The 20143-nt window shown below is 72.7% G+C and carries 11 protein-coding genes; 3 read left to right on the top strand and 8 right to left on the bottom strand.

Going from position 1 to position 20143, the window contains the following annotated elements; translation table 11 throughout:
• The first annotated feature begins 9 nt into the window (after window positions 1-9).
• Complete coding sequence (locus DFJ66_RS01775) at window positions 10-972, top strand: SMP-30/gluconolactonase/LRE family protein (RefSeq protein WP_121217302.1); 963 nt, start codon at window positions 10-12, stop codon at window positions 970-972.
• 685 nt (window positions 973-1657) lie between these two features.
• Here the strand turns inward: DFJ66_RS01775 and DFJ66_RS01770 are convergent.
• From DFJ66_RS01770 to DFJ66_RS01745, 6 genes are all read right to left on the bottom strand, one after another.
• Entirely contained in the window at window positions 1658-3976 is a 2319-nt protein-coding gene (locus DFJ66_RS01770) for a SpoIIE family protein phosphatase (RefSeq protein WP_246029522.1), read from the bottom strand.
• Window positions 3973-8478, bottom strand: coding sequence for a HAMP domain-containing protein (locus tag DFJ66_RS01765; RefSeq protein WP_121217298.1), 4506 nt, complete (start codon window positions 8476-8478; stop codon window positions 3973-3975). Before DFJ66_RS01765 ends, DFJ66_RS01770 begins: the two co-directional genes overlap by 4 nt.
• Before the next feature lie 305 nt (window positions 8479-8783).
• On the bottom strand, window positions 8784-9155 hold the full coding sequence (locus DFJ66_RS43280) for a hypothetical protein (protein ID WP_211350928.1): 372 nt from the start codon (window positions 9153-9155) through the stop codon (window positions 8784-8786).
• A 183-nt stretch (window positions 9156-9338) separates the two neighbouring features.
• Window positions 9339-9875, bottom strand: a complete 537-nt coding sequence (locus DFJ66_RS01755; RefSeq protein WP_246029521.1) for a phosphatase PAP2 family protein — start codon at window positions 9873-9875, stop codon at window positions 9339-9341.
• Window positions 9876-9901: 26 nt separating this feature from the next.
• The gene (locus DFJ66_RS01750; protein ID WP_211350927.1) at window positions 9902-10801 is read right to left on the bottom strand and encodes a serine hydrolase; all 900 of its coding nucleotides are present in this window, start codon (window positions 10799-10801) and stop codon (window positions 9902-9904) included.
• Window positions 10798-11667, bottom strand: a complete 870-nt coding sequence (locus DFJ66_RS01745) for a LysR family transcriptional regulator (protein ID WP_121217295.1) — start codon at window positions 11665-11667, stop codon at window positions 10798-10800. Before DFJ66_RS01745 ends, DFJ66_RS01750 begins: the two co-directional genes overlap by 4 nt.
• 82 nt (window positions 11668-11749) lie before the next feature.
• Between DFJ66_RS01745 and bla the strand changes: the two genes are divergently transcribed.
• Window positions 11750-12652 (top strand): class A beta-lactamase, encoded by a 903-nt coding sequence (bla, locus tag DFJ66_RS01740; protein WP_211350926.1) that lies wholly within the window; start codon window positions 11750-11752, stop codon window positions 12650-12652.
• Entirely contained in the window at window positions 12649-13221 is a 573-nt protein-coding gene (locus DFJ66_RS01735; RefSeq protein WP_121217293.1) for a D-alanyl-D-alanine carboxypeptidase family protein, read from the top strand. Before bla ends, DFJ66_RS01735 begins: the two co-directional genes overlap by 4 nt.
• Here the strand turns inward: DFJ66_RS01735 and DFJ66_RS01730 are convergent.
• Both DFJ66_RS01730 and DFJ66_RS44845 read right to left on the bottom strand, forming a co-directional pair.
• Window positions 13170-13490, bottom strand: coding sequence for a YrhB domain-containing protein (locus tag DFJ66_RS01730; protein WP_170199070.1), 321 nt, complete (start codon window positions 13488-13490; stop codon window positions 13170-13172). The genes DFJ66_RS01735 and DFJ66_RS01730 overlap by 52 nt on opposite strands.
• A gap of 8 nt (window positions 13491-13498) precedes the next feature.
• On the bottom strand, window positions 13499-20140 hold the full coding sequence (locus DFJ66_RS44845; protein ID WP_121217289.1) for a WXG100-like domain-containing protein: 6642 nt from the start codon (window positions 20138-20140) through the stop codon (window positions 13499-13501).
• Between the last annotated feature and the right edge of the window lie 3 nt (window positions 20141-20143).

Below are 20143 nucleotides of genomic sequence, written 5' to 3'. Positions count from 1 at the left end.
GGTCACCGGATGCCCCGTCGCCTCATCAGCCCCCGCCGCTGGCGCCCGACCCCCATCCAGGACACCGGCCCGACCGGGCCCCTGACCATCCTCCGCCGCCTGCCCACCGGCGGACACGGACCGGAGGACGTGCTGTTCGACGGGCAGGGCCGAGTGGTCACGGGGCTCGCGGACGGGCGAGTCGTGGCGGTGGACCCGGAGACCGGGGAGCGCACTGTCCTCGGCACAACCGGTGGTCGGCCGCTGGGTTTGGAGGTGTGCGCGGACGGCACCGTTCTCGTCTGCGACCACGACCGCGGTCTGCTCCGCATCAGCACTGACGTCGAAGTGCTCGTCAACGAGGTGGACGGCAAGCCCTTGACGTTCGCCAGCAACGTCGTGCAAGGCCCGGACGGCACGATCTGGTTCACCACCTCCACCAGCCGCTGGCACCTGGACCACTACGAAGGCGACATGCTGGAGCACTCCCGCACCGGCCGCCTACTGCGCCGCGACCCGGACGGCACGGTCACCACCCTCCTGGACACTTTGGCCTTCGCCAACGGCTTGGTACTCACCCCGACCCACCTGCTCTACGCCGAAACAGGCGCCTACCGCATCTCCCGCTACGACCTAGCCACCGGAACCACCGGCCCCTTCGTGGACAACCTCCCCGGCTTCCCGGACAACATGAGCCTGGGCAGCGACGGCCTCCTCTGGGTCGCGATCGCCGCACCCCGAAACCCGTTGCTGGACAAACTCCTCCCCCTACCGGGCTTCCTACGCCTACTGGTGTGGAACCTACCGACCGCTATCCGCCCGAAGGCCACACCCGTAGCCTGGGTGATGGCGTTCGACCAGGACGGCAACCTCGTACACGACCTGCGCTCGACCACCGACTACGGCTTCGTCACCTCCGTGGCCGAACACAACGGAACCCTCGTCCTAGGCAGCCTGCACGAGAACGACCTCGCACTACTCCCAACCCCTTAAACCACCCCCGCGCAAGCGGCAATCCGCCTTGCCGAGCGGCAGTCCGCCTTGCCGGGTGGCAGTCCACCGGAGGGGACACAACTCAACTTGGGCTTCTTGCTTTTGTCATCTCCGTATGGCCTGCCCGAAGGGCTACCACAGATTTCCCCGGGTGCAGCCGAAAGTTTTTGCGAGGAACGAGCAAAAAGTTTTAGCGGCACCCGGGGAAATCTGTGGTAGGCTCCGCCAGGCCATACGGAGATGACAAAAGCAAGAAGCCCCCGCCGTTGCAGTTGAGTCATCTTTGGTGGCCTGCCCGCCGGCGAGGCGCTTTTAATCTTTGAACTGAACGCTTCGCTCTCAAACCGAACGCGCTTCGCGCTGGTACGCGCGAAGCGCTCGAAAGATGAAAAGCGGCGCTCGCCGCGCGGCAGGCCGCCAGCGGGGGGTGAAGGGCGTCGGTTCCCCCACCGCATGGCCTGGCAAAGCCAACCACAGATTTCCCGGGGTGCCGCTAAAACTTTTTGCTCGTTCCTCGCAAAAACTTTCGGCTGCACCCCGGAAAATCTGTGGTAGCCCTTCGGGCAGGCCATACGGCGGGGGAACCGAGGCCCTCCACCTGTGGTTGAGACCACCACACAACAGCGCGCTGCGCGCGCCGAAAAGCGAAAGTCGCGCTGCGCGTTGAAGGGCGGTGTGGGGAGGCTCAGGTTACTAGCAGGCCTACCACGCAGGTGTCGTCGTCGGTGTTGGAGTCGCTGCCGTCCAGCAGGTCGTCCAGCCGGTCCTCCAGGCTGCCCTCGAACCGGGCCGACACCGCGAGCAGCCGGTCCAGGCACTCGTCCAGTGGCACGTCTCGGCGTTCGATCAGGCCGTCGGTGTAGAGCAGCAGGGTGTCTCCGGGCTCCAGCTGCACCTCGCCCTGCTCGTACGTCCCCTCCGCCAACGCGCCCAGCAGGACGCCACTGAGCAGCGGCAACGCCATTGCCCGGCCGTTGCGCACCAGGACCGGCACCGGGTGGCCGGCGCGCGCCCACCGCAGCACGCGCGTGTCCGGGTCGTAAACGCCGCACACCGCGGTGGCCAGGATGTGGTCGGTCAGGTGGTGCGCCACCAGGTTCAGCCACGCCAGCATCTGGCCCGGACCGGCGCCCGTCGCCGCCAGGCCGCGCAGTGCGTTGCGCAGCACCACCATCCCGGTCGCGGCCTTGATGCCGTGGCCGGTGATGTCGCCGACCGACAGCAGGATCTGCTTGGACGGCAGCACCACCGCGTCGTACCAGTCGCCGCCCACGACGTGGTCGCCGCCGCTGGGTCGGTAGCGCACCGCGATGCGCAGGCCGAACGCCTCGATCGACGGTTCGGCCGCGGGCATGATCGCCTGTTGCAGCTGCACGGTCAGCCGCTGCTGCTCGGCCACGTGCTGCTCCGTGTGGGCCAGGCGGTCGCGGGTGGCGGACAGGGCGACCTCGGTCCAGTGCTGGGCCGAGATGTCCTGGAACGCGCCGCGCACCGCCAGCAGGTGCCCGGCCGGGTCCAGCACGGGTTCGGCGACCACCCGGATGTGCCGGGCCACTCCGTCCGGGCGCAGCAGCCGGAACGACGCCGACCCGGCCCGCCGGTAGCGCAGGACCGTCCGCAGGAACCGCTCGATCGCGGGCACGTCGTCCTCGTGCGCGTGCTCGGCCAGCCGCGCCAGCGGCACCGGGTCCTCGCCGGCGGCCAGTCCGTACAGCGCGTACAGCTGGCTGCTCCACGTGATCTCGCCGGTGGCGGTGTTCTCCTCGAACCCGCCGACCCGGCCCAGCCGCTGGGCGTGCTGCAGCAGTGTGGCCAGCCGCGCGGTCTCGTCCTCGACCCGCCACACCACCAGCACGGCGTCGCCGTGGCGGCTGATGCTGATCGCGGCGACCACGGTGAGCGGCACCTGGTCCACCAGCTCGGTGAAGGTCATCCGCTCGGTCCGGAACGTCTCGCCGGTGGCGAAGACGTGCTCGACCTTCTCGAACAGGTGCCCCGCGCCGGCCATCGGGTAGGCCTCCAGCAGCAGCGCCCCGGACACCAGGCCGCGCGGCCGGCCGGTCAGGTCGACGAACGCCGGGTTCAGGTGCGCGATGCGGAAGTCCACGAGCGCGCCGGTGTCGTCCAGGTGCGGGCGCAGGACCAGCGCCGAGTCGAACAGGCCGTCCGCGAGCGACGCCAACTCCGAGGCGTCGGGGCGGCTGACGGCGGCCAGCGCGTCGGCGTCCAGGGCGTGCCCGCACAGCTCCGCCAGCGCGTCCAGCTGCCGGTGCACGGGCTGCGGCTGGGGTTCCAGCGGACGCGGCCAGCACACCTCCAGCACGCCCAGCAGCCGCCCGCCGGTCACCGTGGGCAGCACGGCCCGCCCGCCGGACGGCCCCACCGAGGGCAGCCCGGACGTGGCCAGGTCGTCGATCCACACCGGTTCGCGCTCGGTCAACGCCCGCCGCGCCGGGGTGGCCACGCCCGGTGGCACGTACCGCCAGCGGCTCGCTTCGGCCGGGTCGATGCCGGCGTACCCGGCGAGGGTGAGCGAGGAGTCCGTGGCCGCCGACCAGATCGCCACCGCCGTCGCGCCCAGCGGCCCGGCCGCGTGCGCCAGGACCGACTCGGCGACCCGTTGCGTGTCGCCGCCGGCCAGGACCGCGCTCTCGGCGGTGCGCAGCCGCACCACCGCGTCGCGCTTCTCGGCCGTGCGCAGCCGCACCGCCGCCAGCTTGTCGGTCGTGCGCACCAGGAACTCGCCGACCGCCTCGGTGACCCGGTCCTGCGCGGCCTGGTCGACCAGTTCCGCCGCCAGCTCCAGCGGGGTCACCGACGCCTGCTCGGCCAACACCTCCAGCTGGCGCGCGGCCTGCGCCGGGCCGCAGCGCAGCCGCTCGACCAGCACGCCCTTGGCCAGCTCGACCAACGCGCGCCCGTCGGCGGCGGCGTTGGCCTCCTGGATCTCCCGGCGCAGGCGCTCGACGGTCGCGGCCAGCCTGCTGACCGGTGTGGCGCTCACGCGTCCAGCCAGTGCTTCACGCAGGCCACCAGGGCGTCGGCGTCGACCGGCTTGGTGACGTAGTCGTTCGCGCCCGACGCCAGGCTCTTCTCCCGGTCGCCCAGCATGGCCTTCGCGGTGACCGCGATGATCGGCAACGACGCGTACTCGGGCATGTCCCGGATCGCCGCCGTGGCCGTGTAGCCGTCCATCTCGGGCATCATCACGTCCATCAGCACCAGGTCGATCTGCGGGTGGCTGCGGAGCGTGTCGATGCCCTCGCGACCGTTCTCCGCGTGCAGGACGTGCACCCCGTGCAGCTCCAGGATGCTGCTCAACGCGAACAGGTTGCGGGCGTCGTCGTCCACGATCAGCACGGTCCGGCCGGCGAGGCTGCCGTCCACCGGGCGCGGCTCGGGCGCCACCGCCGGGTCCTCGCGGCGCACCAGCGGCAGCACGTCGCCGGGTGCCTCGGCGCTCAGGTGCAGCGCGATGCGCTCGCGCAGCTCGTCGAGGCTGGACAGCAGCTCCAGCGGTTGCGGGCCGGTGCGGGCCTGGAGCAGCCGTTCCTGCTCCGGGTCCAGCCGCCGGTTGTTGTGCGCCAGCACCGGCACGGTCCGCAGCGCCGCGTCACCGTCCATGGTCTCCAGCAGCCGCAGCGCGGCCCCGCCGGGCATGTCCAGCTCCAGCACCACGCAGTGGAACGCCTCGGCGGCCAGCGCCGACGCCGCCTCCTCCGCGCCGATCGCGGTCACCACCTGCACCGGGCCGCGCTGGTCGTGGCTGTCGGTCAGGTCGGCCACGGCGCTGCCGGCCACCAGGGACAGCAGGCCCTGCGGGCGTTCCTCGACCACCAGCAGCCGCCGCTGGTGGGTCTGCGGCGCCGGCGCGGGCTCGACGGTCTCGGGGACGCTGTCGGCGTGGTGCGGCGCGGTGTCCTCGAAGTCCGGCCGCGCGACCGGCAGGTAGAGGGTGAACGTGCTGCCCTGGCCCGGGGTGCTCTCGGCGGTGATCGCGCCGCCGAGCAGGTAGGCGATCTCGCGGCTGATCGACAGGCCCAGTCCGGTGCCGCCGTACTTGCGGCTGGTGGTGCCGTCGGCCTGCTGGAACGCGCCGAAGATCGACTCCAGCTGCTGCTCGGCGATGCCGATGCCGGTGTCGATCACCCGGAACGCCAGCGCCGGGCCGTGCCGCCGGACGGTCGTGGGCGGCTCGTCCGCGGCCGCCGGTTCGATGCGCAGCTCGACGCTGCCGGTCTCGGTGAACTTCACCGCGTTGGACAGCAGGTTGCGCAGCACCTGGCGCAGCCGCGAGTCGTCGGTGAGCAGGTCGGCCGGGACGCCCGGCGCGGTGGTGACCCGGAACCCGAGGCTCTTCTGGGTGGTCATCGGGCGGAAGGTGACCTCGACGTAGTCCAGCAGCCGGCGCAGCGGCACCCGCTCCGGGCTGACGTCCATCTTGCCCGCCTCCACCTTGGACAGGTCGAGGATGTCGTTGATCAGCTGCAGCAGGTCCGAGCCGGCGGAGTGGATGATGCCCGCGTACTCCACCTGCTTGGGGGTGAGGTTGCGGGTCGGGTTCTGCGCCAGCAGCTGGGCCAGGATGAGCAGGCTGTTGAGCGGGGTGCGCAGCTCGTGGCTCATGTTGGCCAGGAACTCCGACTTGTACTTCGACGCGAGCGCGAGCTGCTGGGCGCGGGCCTCCAGCTCCTGGCTGGCCAGCTCGATCTCCAGGTTCTTGGCCTCGATGTCGCGGTTCTGGCTGGCCAGCAGCGCGGCCTTGTCCTCCAGCTCGGCGTTGGAGGCCTGCAACTCCTCCTGCCGGGCCTGCAGCTCCTCCGAACGGGCCTGGAGCTCGGTGGCCAGGCGCTGGGACTCGGTGAGCAGCTCGTCGGTGCGGGCGTTGGCGATGATGGTGTTGACGTTGACCCCGACGGTCTCCATCAGCTGGTCGAGGAAGTCGCGGTGGATGCGGGTGAACCGGTGCACCGAGGCCAGTTCGATCACCCCGAGCACCTGGTCCTCCACCACGATCGGCAGCACCAGCAGGTTCACCGGGGCGGTCTGGCCGAGGCCGGAGGTGATGGTCAGGTAGTCGCCGGGCACGTCGTCCACGGTGATCGGGCGGCGGCTGCGCGCGGCCTGGCCGACCAGCGACTGGCCGAAGGTGAACCGGGACGGGCTGCCCGGCTCGTCGGGGCTGCCGTAGGAGCCGATCAGCCGCAGCTCGGCGGTGTCGGTGGTGTCGTCGGCCAGGTAGAACGCGCCGTACTGGGCGGAGACCAGCGGGGTCAGCTCGTCCATGACCAGCTCGGCGACGACCTCGAGGTCCCGGCGGCCCTGCATGAGGCTGGAGATCCGGGCCAGGTTGGTCTTGAGCCAGTCCTGGTCGCGGTTGGCGCGGGTGGTCTCGCGCAGCGACTCCACCATCGAGTTGATGTTGTCCTTCAGCTCGGCGACCTCGCCGGAGGCCTCCACCGTGATGGACCGGGTCAGGTCGCCCTCGGCCACGGCGCTGGTGACCTCGGCGATCGCCCGCACCTGGCGGGTCAGGTTGCCGGCCAGCTCGTTGACGTTCTCCGTGAGCCGCTTCCAGGTGCCCGAGACGCCCTCGACCTCGGCCTGACCGCCCAGCCGGCCGTCGCTGCCCACCTCACGGGCCACGCGCGTGACCTCGGCGGCGAACGACGAGAGCTGGTCGACCATGGTGTTGATGGTGGTCTTGAGCTCCAGGATCTCGCCGCGGGCGTCCACGTCGATCTTGCGGGTCAGGTCGCCCTGCGCGACCGCGGTGGTGACCTGGGCGATGTTGCGGACCTGGTTGGTCAGGTTGTTCGCCATGAAGTTGACGTTGTCGGTGAGGTCCTTCCACGTGCCCGCCACGTTCGGCACGCGCGCCTGACCACCGAGGATGCCTTCCGTGCCGACCTCGCGGGCCACGCGGGTGACCTCGTCGGCGAACGCGGAGAGCGTGTCCACCATCGTGTTGATCACGCCGGCCAGCGCGGCGACCTCGCCCTTGGCCTCGACGGTGATCTTCTGGGACAGGTCGCCGCGGGCCACCGCCGTCGCGACCTGGGCGATCGAGCGCACCTGGCCGGTCAGGTTGGAGGCCATGACGTTGACGTTGTCGGTCAGGTCCTTCCAGGTGCCCGACACGCCCCGCACGGTGGCCTGGCCGCCCAGGTTGCCCTCGGTGCCGACCTCGCGGGAGACGCGGGTGACCTCGTCGGCGAACGCCGAGAGCTGGTCCACCATCGTGTTGATGGTCTCCTTCAGCTCCAGGATCTCGCCGCGGGCGTCCACGCGGATCTTCTGGGACAGGTCGCCGCGCGCGACCGCCGTGGTGACCTGGGCGATGCTGCGGACCTGGGCGGTGAGGTTGTCGGCCATGACGTTGACCGACTCGGTGAGGTCCTTCCAGGTGCCGGAGACGCCCTTGACGTCGGCCTGGCCGCCCAGCCGGCCCTCGGTGCCGACCTCGCGGGCCACGCGCGTGACCTCGTCGGCGAAGGCGGAGAGCTGGTCCACCATCGTGTTGATGGTGTTCTTCAGTTCGAGGATCTCGCCGCGCGCGTTGACCGTGATCTTCTGGGACAGGTCGCCCCGCGCCACGGCGGTCGCGACTTGGGCGATGCTGCGGACCTGCGCGGTCAGGTTGCCGGCCATGAAGTTCACGGAGTCGGTGAGGTCCCGCCAGGTGCCCGAGACGCCCTTGACGTCCGCCTGACCGCCCAGCGCGCCTTCCGTGCCGACCTCGCGGGCCACGCGCGTGACCTCGTCGGCGAACGCGGAGAGCTGGTCCACCATCGTGTTGATGGTGTTCTTCAACTCCAGGATCTCGCCCCGCGCGTTGACCGTGATCTTCTGCGACAGGTCGCCCCGCGCCACGGCGGTCGCGACCTGGGCGATGTCACGCACCTGGTCGGTGAGGTTGCCGGCCATGAAGTTCACCGAGTCGGTCAGGTCCCGCCAGGTGCCGGCCACGCCGGGGACCTGGGCCTGACCGCCCAGCCGGCCCTCGCTGCCGACCTCGCGGGCGACCCGGGTGACCTCGTCGGCGAAGCTGGAGAGCTGGTCGACCATCGTGTTGACGGTCTCCTTGAGCTCCAGGATCTCGCCGCGGGCGTCCACGTCGATCTTCTGGGACAGGTCGCCGCGGGCCACCGCTGTCGCCACCTGGGCGATGTCGCGGACCTGGCTGGTCAGGTTGCCCGCCATCGCGTTGACCGAGTCGGTGAGGTCGGCCCACGTGCCCGACACGCCCGGGACCTGCGCCTGGCCGCCCAGCACGCCGTCCGTGCCGACCTCGCGCGCGACCCGGGTGACCTCGGAGGTGAACAGGGAGAGCTGGTCGACCATGCCGTTGAAGACGGTGGCGATCTCGCCCAGCAGGCCGTCGGCCTCCTCGGGCAGCCGCGTCCCGAAGTCGCCGTCGCGCACCGCGGTCAGGCCCGCGAGCAGCTGGCGCAGCTCCACCTGGTCGCCCTTGCCCCGGGCAGTGCGCGTAGCCGCCTCTGTCATCTCCACCCTCGTTCCGTCCGCAAGCCGGCAGGAACGGCTCCCGGGACAGGCGGGTGGGCATGGGGATCCAGCGCAGTCCCCGCGACACGGGCCGACCGTCCTCAGAGCCGGTCACACGGGATGCTGCGCTGTTGAACATCCACTTCGCCGAGACTCTACGGCACGCGCGCCGGGCGGAGCACGCCGCGGTCCCCCACACCGTCCACAAAGGACTCCGGCCGCGAACGGCCCGTCCGCCGCGATCCCGGCTCGGGGATCGCCGCGGACGGGCCGCATCGACCGGTCAGTGGGTCCAGCGTTCGCGATCAGTCGTCGGAATCGGCGTGGGAGTACGTCTGCTCGTAGTAGGCGCCGTCGTCGCTCGCGTAGGCGACCTGGTTGTAGTAGGTCGCGCTGGCACCGTCACCGTCGTCACCGTGGTGCCAGCCGTCGCCGGCCCACGAGGTGGTACTGAACGAACCGGCCCCGTTCGGACCCGCCGCCGCGGCTTCCTCGTGGAAGAACGCGTTCCCGTCGTCGTCCGCGAAGGACAGCACGGAGTGCGACGCGGCGCCGTTGGGACCGGCCCACGCGGCGTCGTGCGCGTACAGCGCGTCAGCGGAGGCCAGGCCCGCGCCGGCGATGAAGAGGGGCGCGGACAGGGCGCCGGCGGCGATCAGGCGGTGGAAGGTACGCATGGAAAAACCTCCATCTGTAAGGGACTTGCGTTCCCATGATGAACACCGCCGCTCCGACACGCCGCGCAGTTACCCCATTGTGTAAAGCGGTCCCACGATGACTGTGCGTAACCCGCCTGGTGGTGACGCAGAGTGAGGTTTGACCCGAGCCGGCAGGGTCTCGTCCAGGGGACGACCACCCCATCACGGTGTTCGACGGTGAACGGCCCTACGCACCGCCCACGCCACCGCCCCGCCCAGGGCGAGCCCGCCGAGCACGTCCGAGGGCCAGTGCACGCGGGTCCGCACCCGGCTGTAGGCCACGACCGCGACCAGCGGCGCGACCGCCGCCCCGGCCCGCGGGCTGTCCGCCGCCACCGCCGTGCCGAACGCCGCCGCGGTCATCGCGTGCTTGGACGGGAACGACGACGAGTCCGGCCGCTCGGGCAGCGCGCGCCGCGCCGGCAACCGCCCCGCCGGCGGACGCCGCCGCGCCAGCACCGCGCCCAGCAGGTGCCCCAGCGGCAACGCCACCCCGGCCGCGACCAGCCCGCGCACCGCCGCCCGCCGCTGCCCCACCCCGGCCAGCACGCCCGCCACGGGCACCCACAGCGCGCCGCCCCGGGCCGCGAGGCTCACCGCCACCACCCACCCGGGCGGCCGGGACGTGGGCATGGCCTCGCTGTCGTGCAGCGAGTCGCGGTCCATCTCGGCCACCTCGTCCACGGGATCACCGGTCATGGCCCGCACTTACCCGTTCCGCCGGCTCAATACGCCCGCAGCCGGTCCCGCAAGGTGCGCGCCACCTGCGCCATCAACGCCTCGGCGCCCGGCTGGACCACCGCGGGCACCCGGGACTCCGTCATCGCCGCCACGGCGTAGGCCTGGCCGTCGGCGTGCTCGACCACGCCCACCTCGTGCCGCAGGTTCAGCAGGGTGCCGGTCTTGGACGACCACCGGGTCGAGTCGGACATGAAGTCCGGGGCCAGCCGGTGACGCAGCACGTTGTCCCGCATGAGCTGCCGGACCCGTGCGGCGACCTCGGGGGTGATCGTCGTCGGCCGCCACAGGCCCTGGAGCAGGTCGACGAACGCGCGTGCCGAACCGGCGTTGGCCAGGCTGATGTCCAGCTGCGGCACCGGGTGCCCGCGTCCCCGCGTCGCCGCCGTGATGGCCAGCGAGTGCGCGAGGTGGGTCTCGGTGGGCGCGAACCGCTCCGCCGGGGTGTCCACCAGGTCCTGCATGAGGTGGCGCACCGCGATGCCGTCGTAGCCCAGCCGGCGCAGCTCGGCGGTCACGGCGGCGGGCGGGGTGAGCGCGAACAGGGCATCGGCGGCGACGCTGTCGCTCAGCGACGTGCTCAGGTAGAGCAGGTCGTCCACCGCGACCGCGGCGGGGTGGCGGAACTTGCTCAGGCCGGTCGGCCCGGGGATGGTGCTGCGGCCCGGCGCCACCTCGACGCGCGCGGTCGGGTCGAGCTCGCCGCGCTCGACGCGTTCCAGCGTGGCCACCGCCAGCGGCACCTTGACCAGCGACGCGACCGGGTACTCCAGGTCCGGGTCCAGGCCCAGCTCGTCGCCGCTGTCCAGGTCGCGGACCAGGAACGACCCGCGCAGGCCGCCGTCGTCCAGCGCGGCCCTCAGGTCGCGCAGCACCCCGGTGGTCACGACGCGCCCAGGCAGGGGGCGACCAGTGGCAGCGCGCGGATCCGCTGGGCGTCCTCCCGGGACCGGGCGGTGACGTCGTAGCCGCGCGCCAGGGGCAGCTCGCCGATGGGCCGCCACTGCAGGCCCAGGTCGTCGGCCTGGGCGGGTGAGCACAGCAGCAGGTCGGTCGAGGCGAGCACCTCGGCGGTGGCCGTGACCAGCGACGACGTCACGACGACCTGCGCGGGTTGCAGCCCGACGGCGTCCCCGAGCCGGGTGATGCGGTCGCGGACGTGCGGCACGTCGTCCTCCCCCTCGATCCAGATCCTGCGGCGGCGCGTGCCCCGGTCGGCGCGTCCCGCGCGCAGCGTCTCGACGTAGACGGCGGTGGCCGCACCGGGGTCGTCCCGGCCGGCCAGGCCCAGCGGCACCCGCCACACCCCGTCGTCGGGAGGCACCGCGACCAGCGCCGCCCGCACCTCCAGCGTGCGGGCCAGTTCCGCGCGCCGCGCCGGCGGGGCCGGGTGCGGGTCCAGCGTGAGGTCGCGGCGCCGGGCGTCGGCGACCAGCCGGGCCAGCGGGCGCGCCGGGCTGGTCAGCGGCACGGCCAGCCGGAACGGCCGCAACCGGGCCTGCTCGGCGTCGTGCTCCAGCGCCTCGGCCAGCTCCACCAGCCGCCGCGCCGAGGGCAGCACCTCCCGCCCGAACGGCGTCAGGGCGACGCTGCGCGAGGACCTCGTGAGCAGCCGCGCGCCGAAGTGCTTCTCCAGCGCCGCGATCCGCCTGCTGGCCACCGACTGCGGGATGCGCGCAGCAGCCGCCCCGGCCGTGAAGCTGCCGTACCCGCTGACCGACACGAACGCCTTGCACGCCGCCACCACGTCCACCAGCTCACCCTATGCCGAAACCGCATCAATCGGCTCGTTCCCGTCTTGGACGGCATACGCGAGGACTTGTCACCCTGGTCTGGTGGCTCACCGACTGTCCCGCCGCACGTTCCTCGGCGCGGCCCTGCTGCCCCTGACGGCCTGCACGACCCCACCGCCCACCCAGTCGTCTCCCCCGCCGCCGACCACCACCACTTCGACCGCTCAGAACCACCCGGCGTTGACCGCCTTGGAGCAGAAGTACGGGGCCCGCCTGGGCGTCTACGCGCTGGCCACCGGCTCCGGCACCACCATCGCCCACCGCGCCGACGAGCGCTTCGCGTTCTGCTCGACCTTCAAAGGCCTGGCAGCAGCCGCCGTCCTGCACCGCAACCCGCTGTCCCACCTGGACGCGGTCGTGACCTACACCGAGCAAGACCTGATGAAGAGCTCCAGCATCACCCGGCAGCACGTGGCCACCGGCATGACCATCCGCGACCTGTGCGACGCGGCCGTCCGCTACAGCGACGGCACCGCCGGCAACCTCCTGCTGCGCGACCTGGGCGGCCCGGCCGAGTTGACCGCGTTCACCCGGACCCTCGGCGACCAGGTGACCCGCATGGACCGCGTCGAACCGGACATCACCGAAGCCACCCCCGGCGACCCGCGCGACACCACGTCCCCGCGCGCCATCGGCACCGACTACCAGAAGCTGGTCCTCGGCGACGCCCTCGAACCCGACAAGCGCGCCTTCCTCACCGACCTTATGACCCGCAACACCACAGGCAACCGCCGGATCCGCGCAGGCGTGCCTACTACGTGGACCGTCGCGGACAAGACCGGCACGGGGGATTACGGCACCCTGAACGACATAGCCATCACCTGGCCGCCCGGGACCGCACCCCTGGTCATCGCCCTGATGTCCGACAAGCCGACAGCCGACGCCCGCTACGACGAAGCGCTGTTGGCGGAAGCCGCGACCTACGTAGCCGAAACCCTGACATGACCCTTCGCACAGCCATCCTGCTCATCACCGTCCTCGTGCTGTCCACGGCGGCCACCGTCGCTTTGGGAGCCACCGGACGTCTGCCCGTCTACGACAGACAACCAGGACGCCCGTTGGCGATCCGGGAGGAGGTCCCGGGGCCGCCGACCGGTCCGGTGTGCGCGTTGGACGACCGGTACGTGGACGAGTCCCCGGAGGGCCTGCACCCCGACGTGCTGGAGGCGTGGCACAGACTCACGGCGGCAGCCGCCGCCCAGAACGTCAAGCTGTGCCTGAACGACGGCAAGCGCAGCAACGGCCAGCAACGAGCCGAGTTCGAGGACGCCGTGCGCAAGTTCGGCACGGAGGAGCTGGCCGCGAAGTACGTCCTGCCGCCGGAGAAGTCCCAGCACGTTCGCGGGCGGGCCGTGGACGTCCAGCCGCACGCGTCAGCGCTGTGGGTGGAGCGGAACGCTCGGGCTCTGGGCTGGTGCCGCCGCTACGACAACGAGTACTGGCACTTCGAGTACGACCCGGCCTACTCCACCTCGGGCTGCCCGCCGCTGCTGCCCAGCGCCACCGGCGCCTGATACTCGGCCAACTGCTGGTCGTAGGGGCGGGAAGCCCGGAGCATCCACGTTTCGCCCGTCTGCTCGACCACCACGATCGGGCCGCCGCCGGGTGGGGGCACCGCGTCCGGGTCGCGGGTCTCCAGCCACCGGGCGGTCGTGTAGCCGAACACCCAGCCCCATCCGACGTCCACGACCTGTTCGTCCGGGAAGAGCGCCAACGGCTCGTCCGGCGAGTCGATCCCCGCCAGGACCGTCTCCGCGATCTGTCGGGCCTGTGCAATGTCCATGATCCCCCTCATTCCCGCCACCACGGTTCGGTGTAGCGGACGTCCGACCACGTGTCCGTCCTGGGCCGCGGGTACGGGTTGATGATCTCCGCGATGCGGGCCGGCACGTGGGCTTCGTCGTGCAGGCGGCCCAGCCGGTCGCGCGCGGTGGCGGCCACCCGCGCCGGGATCACGCCCAGCTTCGCCGTCGTGGTGCGCTTCGGGTCGTGGCGGGCGGCTTCGCCGTTGTCGTGGGTCACGAGCACCGCCACCCCGCTCGGGTAGCGGGTCAGGTCGACGAGGGTGTCGCCGTCCAGGAAGTACACCTCACCGTCGATGTTCACCGCGTTGAACACGTGTGCGCCGCCCGAGTCGCCGGAGCGGGTGCCGTGGACGATGGCGCGTGCGCCCTTCCCCAGCTCCCGCAGGCGGGCCACCACGTCGTTCGTCGTGGCCACGGGCTGGAAGGTCGCGCCGGGCCGGCCGACCGCCGCCGCCACCCGGTCTGCCCAGCCCTCGCGCTCGGTGAGCCGGGCCAGCGTCCGGGGCGGGGTCAGCGGTTCGGCTCGGCCGCTGCTCAGGTGCCGCTCGGTCAACACCGCCCGCACCTGGCTGTGGTCGGCCGCGCTGACGGCCGTGCCCAGGTGCGGCAGGACCTTCGCGAGCCGGCTCGGTGACGCCGTGGCCTGGTGGACGCCGTCCAGCAGGTGCGCGACGGCCAGCGGGCGGTCCGGGGACAGGGCGTTGTACCGGTGAATGGCGGCGATCAGCTCGTTGCGCGCGGCGATCTCCGACCGGGTCTGGCCGGTCCGCCCCACCCACGCGGCCATCCGGTCGACCCGGTTGGCCGCGTCGATGACCTCCACCAGCTCCGCGAGCCGTCCCGGCAGCGAGGACGCCCGACCCGGCTCGGCCAACGCCCGCTCGTACGCCGCGTGGGCCTCCCGCGCGGACACGCCCGCGTCGGACGGCAACGGCGGTGGCGGTTTCAGCAGGTTCTGGAGCCGGTCCAGCAGGCCGGCCGGCTTCCACCAAGGACCGGCGTCCGGCGGGGTGACGTCCTCCAGCACCCGCACGACGAACTGCTCCACCGCACGGGCCCGTGCCTCGGCGGTGGCGTTCTTGCGGGCGTCGGCGACGGTGGCGGCGGCGTCCTCGGCGTCGAGTTCCGCGCCCTTGAACAGCCGGTCCACCAGCGGGGCCACGGCTTCGCCGGCGGCGGAACCGGCATAGCGGCCCACGACGCCGGGGATGCCGAGGACAGCGGCGACCACGGCGGTGATGCCCAGGCCCGCGCCCCCGGTGACCAGGCCGCCGGCCATCGTCCAGCGCGACGAGCGACCCGAAGGCCGGTCGGCGTCGGCACGCGGCGCCACGGTGATCGGCCGCAGCAGGTCCGCGACGACTTCCGGGTCGGCGAGTCCGTCCAGCACCTCCTGGGCCGCGCGGTGGCGCAGGATCGCCTGCACGACCTCGCGGCGCAGGTCGTGCAGGCGGGCCTCCTTCACCGACTGGTCGTGGACGCGGCGCGCCTCCTTGGCGTCCTGGTCGAGCAGGTGCACCCGACCGCCGAGCACACCGCCCGCCAGCGCCGCCACGACGTTGCGCATCACGGCCATGACCAGGTATTCCTGGGCCGCGGTCAGGACCTCCGCCAGCCGGGTCGGGTCGGCGACGTCCGCCTCGCCGCGCGGGACCAGCCGCGAGACGACCTGCGCCGACCCCTCCCCCGCGTCGCGCAGCACGAAGGGGGCGGTGCCGGCCGGGGCGCTCGCACCGGTGTCGGATCGGCGGGCGGCGGCCTGTTCGGCGAGGTCGAGCAGGGTGCCGACGAGGTCCGCGATCTCCTGCTCGTGGTCGGCGACCTCCCGCGCGCCCCGTTCCAGGCGGACCGTGCCGCGGGCGACCTTGTCGTCCTGCTTGAACGAGTTCACGACCGCCTGCACGGACGGCATGACCAGCGCCGGGGTCCAGTTGAGGACGAGCAGCCCGAGGGTCGCGATCGGCTCGACCAGCGGGGACGTCGCTCCCAGCGCGGCGGTGCCGGCCAGCGCCCCCGACACGTACCGCACGGCGTACGGCTTCCACCCCACGTGCTTGACCGGCTCGTCCTCCTGGTGGGCGACCTCGACCGGGGCCGGCGGCCGTCGCGGCTTGACCGGTGTGCCCGTGCGCAGCGCCTCCGACAGGTCCGCCCACCGCTGGAGCAACGGCCCGAACTGCTCGTCCCGCCGCGCGTCCGCCTCGGCGGCCAGCCGCGTCTCGACCGGCTTGCGCGCCGCCGCCGTCGAGTTGTTCTCCCGCACGGCAAGGCCCGGGTCGGCCAGCCCGTACCCGACCGAGCGCGCGAGGGCGGCCATCGTGATCACCACGGCGATCTGCCACGACGACAACGCCATGACCAGGCTGAACCCGCCCGCCCCCAGGCTGCCCGCGACCGCCCGGTACGCCACGTAGGTGACCCGGCCGGGGATGTCGGACGGCGGCGGCGCGAACCGCCGCACCACCTCGCGCATCCGTTCGCTCGGCAACGCGTCCAACCGCCGCTCCGCGCCCTCCTGCCGGGGGTCCAGGCCCATCTCCTCGATCAGCGCGCGCAACGACCGGCGCAGCGGCCGGCGGTGGAAGGGCAGGGTCGGCCCGTCCAACGCGGCGGCGTGGGCGAGCAGGCGCGCGGCACGGCCGTGGTCGGCGGGGCTCAGCGTCGGGTCGCCCGCGGTGTCGTCGGCGGCGCGGGGTGTGCCGGTCGGCTCGGGCGTCGCGACGGTGTCGCGGTGCAGGAAGTCGGTGGTGTCGCGGGGCGTCCCGGACAACTCGGCCGCGGCGGCGGCCACGGCGTGCGCGACGGCGATGGGGATGGCGTCGTAGGAGGCCCGTTCGGACACGACGACCTCGACCGTGCCGCGCGCCCGGTTGACGGTGTACTCGGCGACCCGGTCACCGGGCAGTTCGCCGGCGCGGACGGTCGCGGTGAACTCGTTGCCCAGCGGACCGGTGAGCAGGTACTCGGCCCCGGGCGGCTTCTCGACCGCCCGCATCCCGGCTTCCAGGTCGACCCGCGCCATCGCGGCGTGCGCGGCGGCGTGCACCCCGACCCAGTCCGCGTCCGGCCGCTGCGGCATCGCGTCCGAGGCCCGAAGCCCCACCACCGGCTCGTCCTCGACCCGCCCTCGCGGCGGTACCGGCTCCGGGTCGGCCGCGCTCGGGTCGTCCGCGCTCGGGTCGGCCTTGGCCCGGATCGCGTTGTCCTCGGTGATCAGCAGCTCGAAGCCCTCGTCGAACCCGTCGAGGTCGGCCGCCGTGCCGCTCTGACCGTCGAGGAAGCGGACCTCGCCGTCCACGTTGACCGCGTTGAACAGGTGCCCCGGCACCGGGTTCCCCTGCCACGACCGCATCCCGTGCACGATGGCCCGCGCACCGGACCCCAACTGGCGCAACCGTTCGGCGACGTCCTCGACCGACGCCACCTGCTCGAACCCACCCCCCGGCCGGCCGATGTCCGCCGCGAGCCGCTGCCGCCAGCCGGTGCGCAGGTCGTCGGGCGCGACCGCCTCCGCGGTGGGCGGTGCCGGGTCGCGGTCGAACCGACCGGCCAGGTACCGGTCGGTCAGCACGGCCGCCTGCCGGCAGTTCACCCGGTACCCGTTGAAGGCCTGCTCGACGTGGAACTGCGGGTTGACCGCCCCCAACCACGGGAACAACACCTCGACCGGAACCCGCCGACTCCCGACCACCCACGCGACCCGCTCGCCGAACACCCGCCCCTGCGCCTCGCTCATCGCAGCGACGATCTCCCCCAACGACCGCCCACTCGCGCCCGCCACCACCCCCGCCGCGATCCCCCGCAACACTGTGGCGACGGCCTTGTCGCCAACCACCCCCACCAGCGCCGGAACCGCGAACTGCACCGCCCGCGGCAGCGTGGCCCACGCCTCCCGCACCTCCCCGGCCAGCCCTTCCCACACCGCAGCCAGCCGCCGCGCGAAACTCCCCTCCGCCGCCCGCACAACGCCTTCCGCCGGCACTGGCTCGGATGCCGGCGCGGACTCCACCACCGCCCCGGCTTCGCGACCCGGCGCACGATCGGCGGCCCGCGCAGGATCGGCGGCCTGCGCAGGATCAGCGGCCCGCGTGGGGTCTGCGGCCGGCGTGGGGTTCGTGGACTGGGCGGGATCTCCGGCAGCGCGTTCGGCGATGATCGTGAACAGCGAGAAGCCGTGGTAGTGCAGCACCGCGTCCGCACCGCTCGCGATCAGCCCGTCCGCCACCTCCTGCGCCAACTCGTTCGTGTAGAGCGCGACGATCTTGGCGTCCGGCCCGGCGAGCGCCCGCTGTGACTTGATCTGCTTGGTGACGTCCTCGTACGTCTCGCGGTCCGCGCCGAACCACCGCAGGTCCTTGCACTCGAACCAGACCTCCGTCCCGTCCCCCAGCACCCCGTGGATGTCGATGTCGGTGCCGGCCTTGGTCGCGCCCGGCACCCGCTCCGACAGCCCGGTGATCTCCAACCCCGCAAGGCCCAACTGCTCCAGCAGCACGGGGTGCAGCTCGGCCAACGCCACCGCCGCGTCGACCTGCGCGAGCAGCCCCAGGACGTTCGTCGAGTCACCGTCCAACTGGGACCGCTTGACGTTGCCCCGACCCTCCTGAACGTTGCGCGCGTTTCCCAGGTAGTCCGCCAGGGTCTTGCGGGCGGCCGAGACGTCGACGTCGTGGTTCTCCAGCGCCTCCAACCGGTCGAGCAGCAGGGCGATGTCCTCCGCCTCGGCGAGCATCCCCTTGCCGGGGTTGGCGCCCACCTCCGCCAACTCCTCGGGCGTGGCGCCCTTCTCCCTGGCCGGTTCGCTCTTCCTCGACACGGTGCGGGCGAGCTTCTCCCCGAACGCCCGGCTCTCGGCCTCGCCCATCTCCGCGACGATCTCCCCCAACGACCGCCCCGGATCCCCCGGTACCACCGAGGCCGCGATGTTCCTGAGCCGGTGCAGGATGGCGTTCGGGTTCGCGTTCGCCCCGGCCAACGCCACGACCGCCTGCCGCGCATCCGACGGCAACTCGCCCCACACCGCCTGCACCTCGCCCGGCACCCGATCCCAGACCGCCACCACCTCCGGCGACGACTCGGACAAGGACTCCGCCGACGACTCCCGCGACACCTCCGCCACCGCCGCCGAGTCCGACCCCGCCACCACCTCCGACCCCGTCACCACCTCCGACTCGGCCGCCACCTCCGCCGACCGCTCCGCCTCCACCGACTCTGACTCCGACGACCGCCCCTGAACCACCTCCGCGGCCGACTGCGACACCGACTGCGACCCCGACTTCGTCGCCGACTCGTCCTTCCCGCCGCCCTCCCGCCCGACATGACCATCCACAGTGGACTCGGCGCCGCCCCCGCGGCCGCCCGTGGACTCGCCCGCCGGCCCCATCGGCGCGACCGACCGACCGGAAACCGGCCCGGAAACCCGTTCCGCACCGGCCTCGCCCTGCTGCCCGCCCACCGTCCCGGACTCGACCACCGCCCCCGCACCGGTCCCGGAACCCGTCGCCGACGCGGGAGAACCCGCCTGCCGCGGTGTCGGGTCGCCGCCCGGAGGTGGTCCGGACGGCGGTCCGCCCGGGTCACCCGACGAGCCCGGCGAAGGAGCACCGGACAGGTTCGGCTGCGCCCCGACCGCTTGCCCGACCTGCGACGCGGCCAGCGACCCGTTCGCCCGGAACGCGCCCATGCGCGCCGCCGACAGGCCGTTGTCCTTGATCGCCTGCCCGTACGCGCCGAGGTCGCCGAGCTTGCCGAACTCGCCGTCCGCGATGTTCTGCGCCGCCAGGCTCGCCACGGGCGAGGTCACCGCGTTCAACCCGGCTCCGGTCAGGCCCGCGACCAGGTGCTGCCCCAGCGCGCCCCTGACCGGCAGCTTCGAGATCGCCTTCCCCGGCACGAACCCCAGTGCCCCGCCGAGCGCGCCGGCGCCGGTGTCGGTGAGCACCCGCTTGGTGTCGAACCCGTCGTGGTTGTACCCGGCGGCCATGCTGCCCAGCTGCGTTCCCGCCGAGATGGCCAACTCCTCGCCGGCTTCCTTGCCGAGCTCGACAGCGAGGTCCAGCGCGACCCGCCCGGCCGCCGCCGTCCGGGTGCGCGCGCCCAGGTTCAGCGCGGACAGCGTGATGCGCTTGAGCACGTTCGACGCGAGCTTGCGCACGAACAGCCCCGCGATCGCCCCGGTCCCGGTGAACGCCAGCGCGAAGGCCGCCACGTTGATCAGCATCTCGATCTTCGTGGCCAGCCGCTGCTTGTAGACCTCCTCGGCGTAGTGCTCGCACGCGTCGGCGATCTTGCGCATCTCGGCGACCAGCGCGTCGATGCCGCCCTCTCCGGTGCTGTACGAGCCGGTGTGGAACTTCGACGACGACGACTTGAACTCGAACCCGGCCGCGTCCGGCCACGCGTCGAACACGGCCCCGGTGATCCGCACCCCCGACCGCACCGCCTCGTCGAGCCGGTCGGCCGCCGCACGCCACGCCCGGCCCAGATCGCGGATGTCCTCGGGCTCGTCGGGCGGGTAGGCCTGGTCGCCGCCGATCAGCGCGCACACCCGGTTGAACAGGTCGCCGGCGAGTCCCACGAGCCGCGGCCCGGCGTCGCTGAACGGCAGCCTCGGGACAGGCATCCCCATGGC

It is taken from the genome of Saccharothrix variisporea (genome assembly GCF_003634995.1).
Classification (GTDB): domain Bacteria; phylum Actinomycetota; class Actinomycetes; order Mycobacteriales; family Pseudonocardiaceae; genus Actinosynnema; species Actinosynnema variisporeum.
Note: the sequence above shows the minus strand (reverse complement) of the source record. Positions and strands in the feature narration are given on the sequence as shown.

Excerpts from the sequence above, each read along its gene's own strand:
- DFJ66_RS43280 (WP_211350928.1), bottom strand. The coding sequence starts at position 9,155 with ATGCGTACCTTCCACCGCCTGATCGCCGCCGGCGCCCTGTCCGCGCCC.
- DFJ66_RS01730 (WP_170199070.1), bottom strand. The coding sequence starts at position 13,490 with ATGGACATTGCACAGGCCCGACAGATCGCGGAGACGGTCCTGGCGGGG.
- DFJ66_RS01735 (WP_121217293.1), top strand. The coding sequence starts at position 12,649 with ATGACCCTTCGCACAGCCATCCTGCTCATCACCGTCCTCGTGCTGTCC.
- DFJ66_RS01775 (WP_121217302.1), top strand. The coding sequence starts at position 10 with ATGCCCCGTCGCCTCATCAGCCCCCGCCGCTGGCGCCCGACCCCCATC.
- DFJ66_RS01755 (WP_246029521.1), bottom strand. The coding sequence starts at position 9,875 with ATGACCGGTGATCCCGTGGACGAGGTGGCCGAGATGGACCGCGACTCG.
- DFJ66_RS44845 (WP_121217289.1), bottom strand. The coding sequence starts at position 20,140 with ATGGGGATGCCTGTCCCGAGGCTGCCGTTCAGCGACGCCGGGCCGCGG.
- DFJ66_RS01765 (WP_121217298.1), bottom strand. The coding sequence starts at position 8,478 with ATGACAGAGGCGGCTACGCGCACTGCCCGGGGCAAGGGCGACCAGGTG.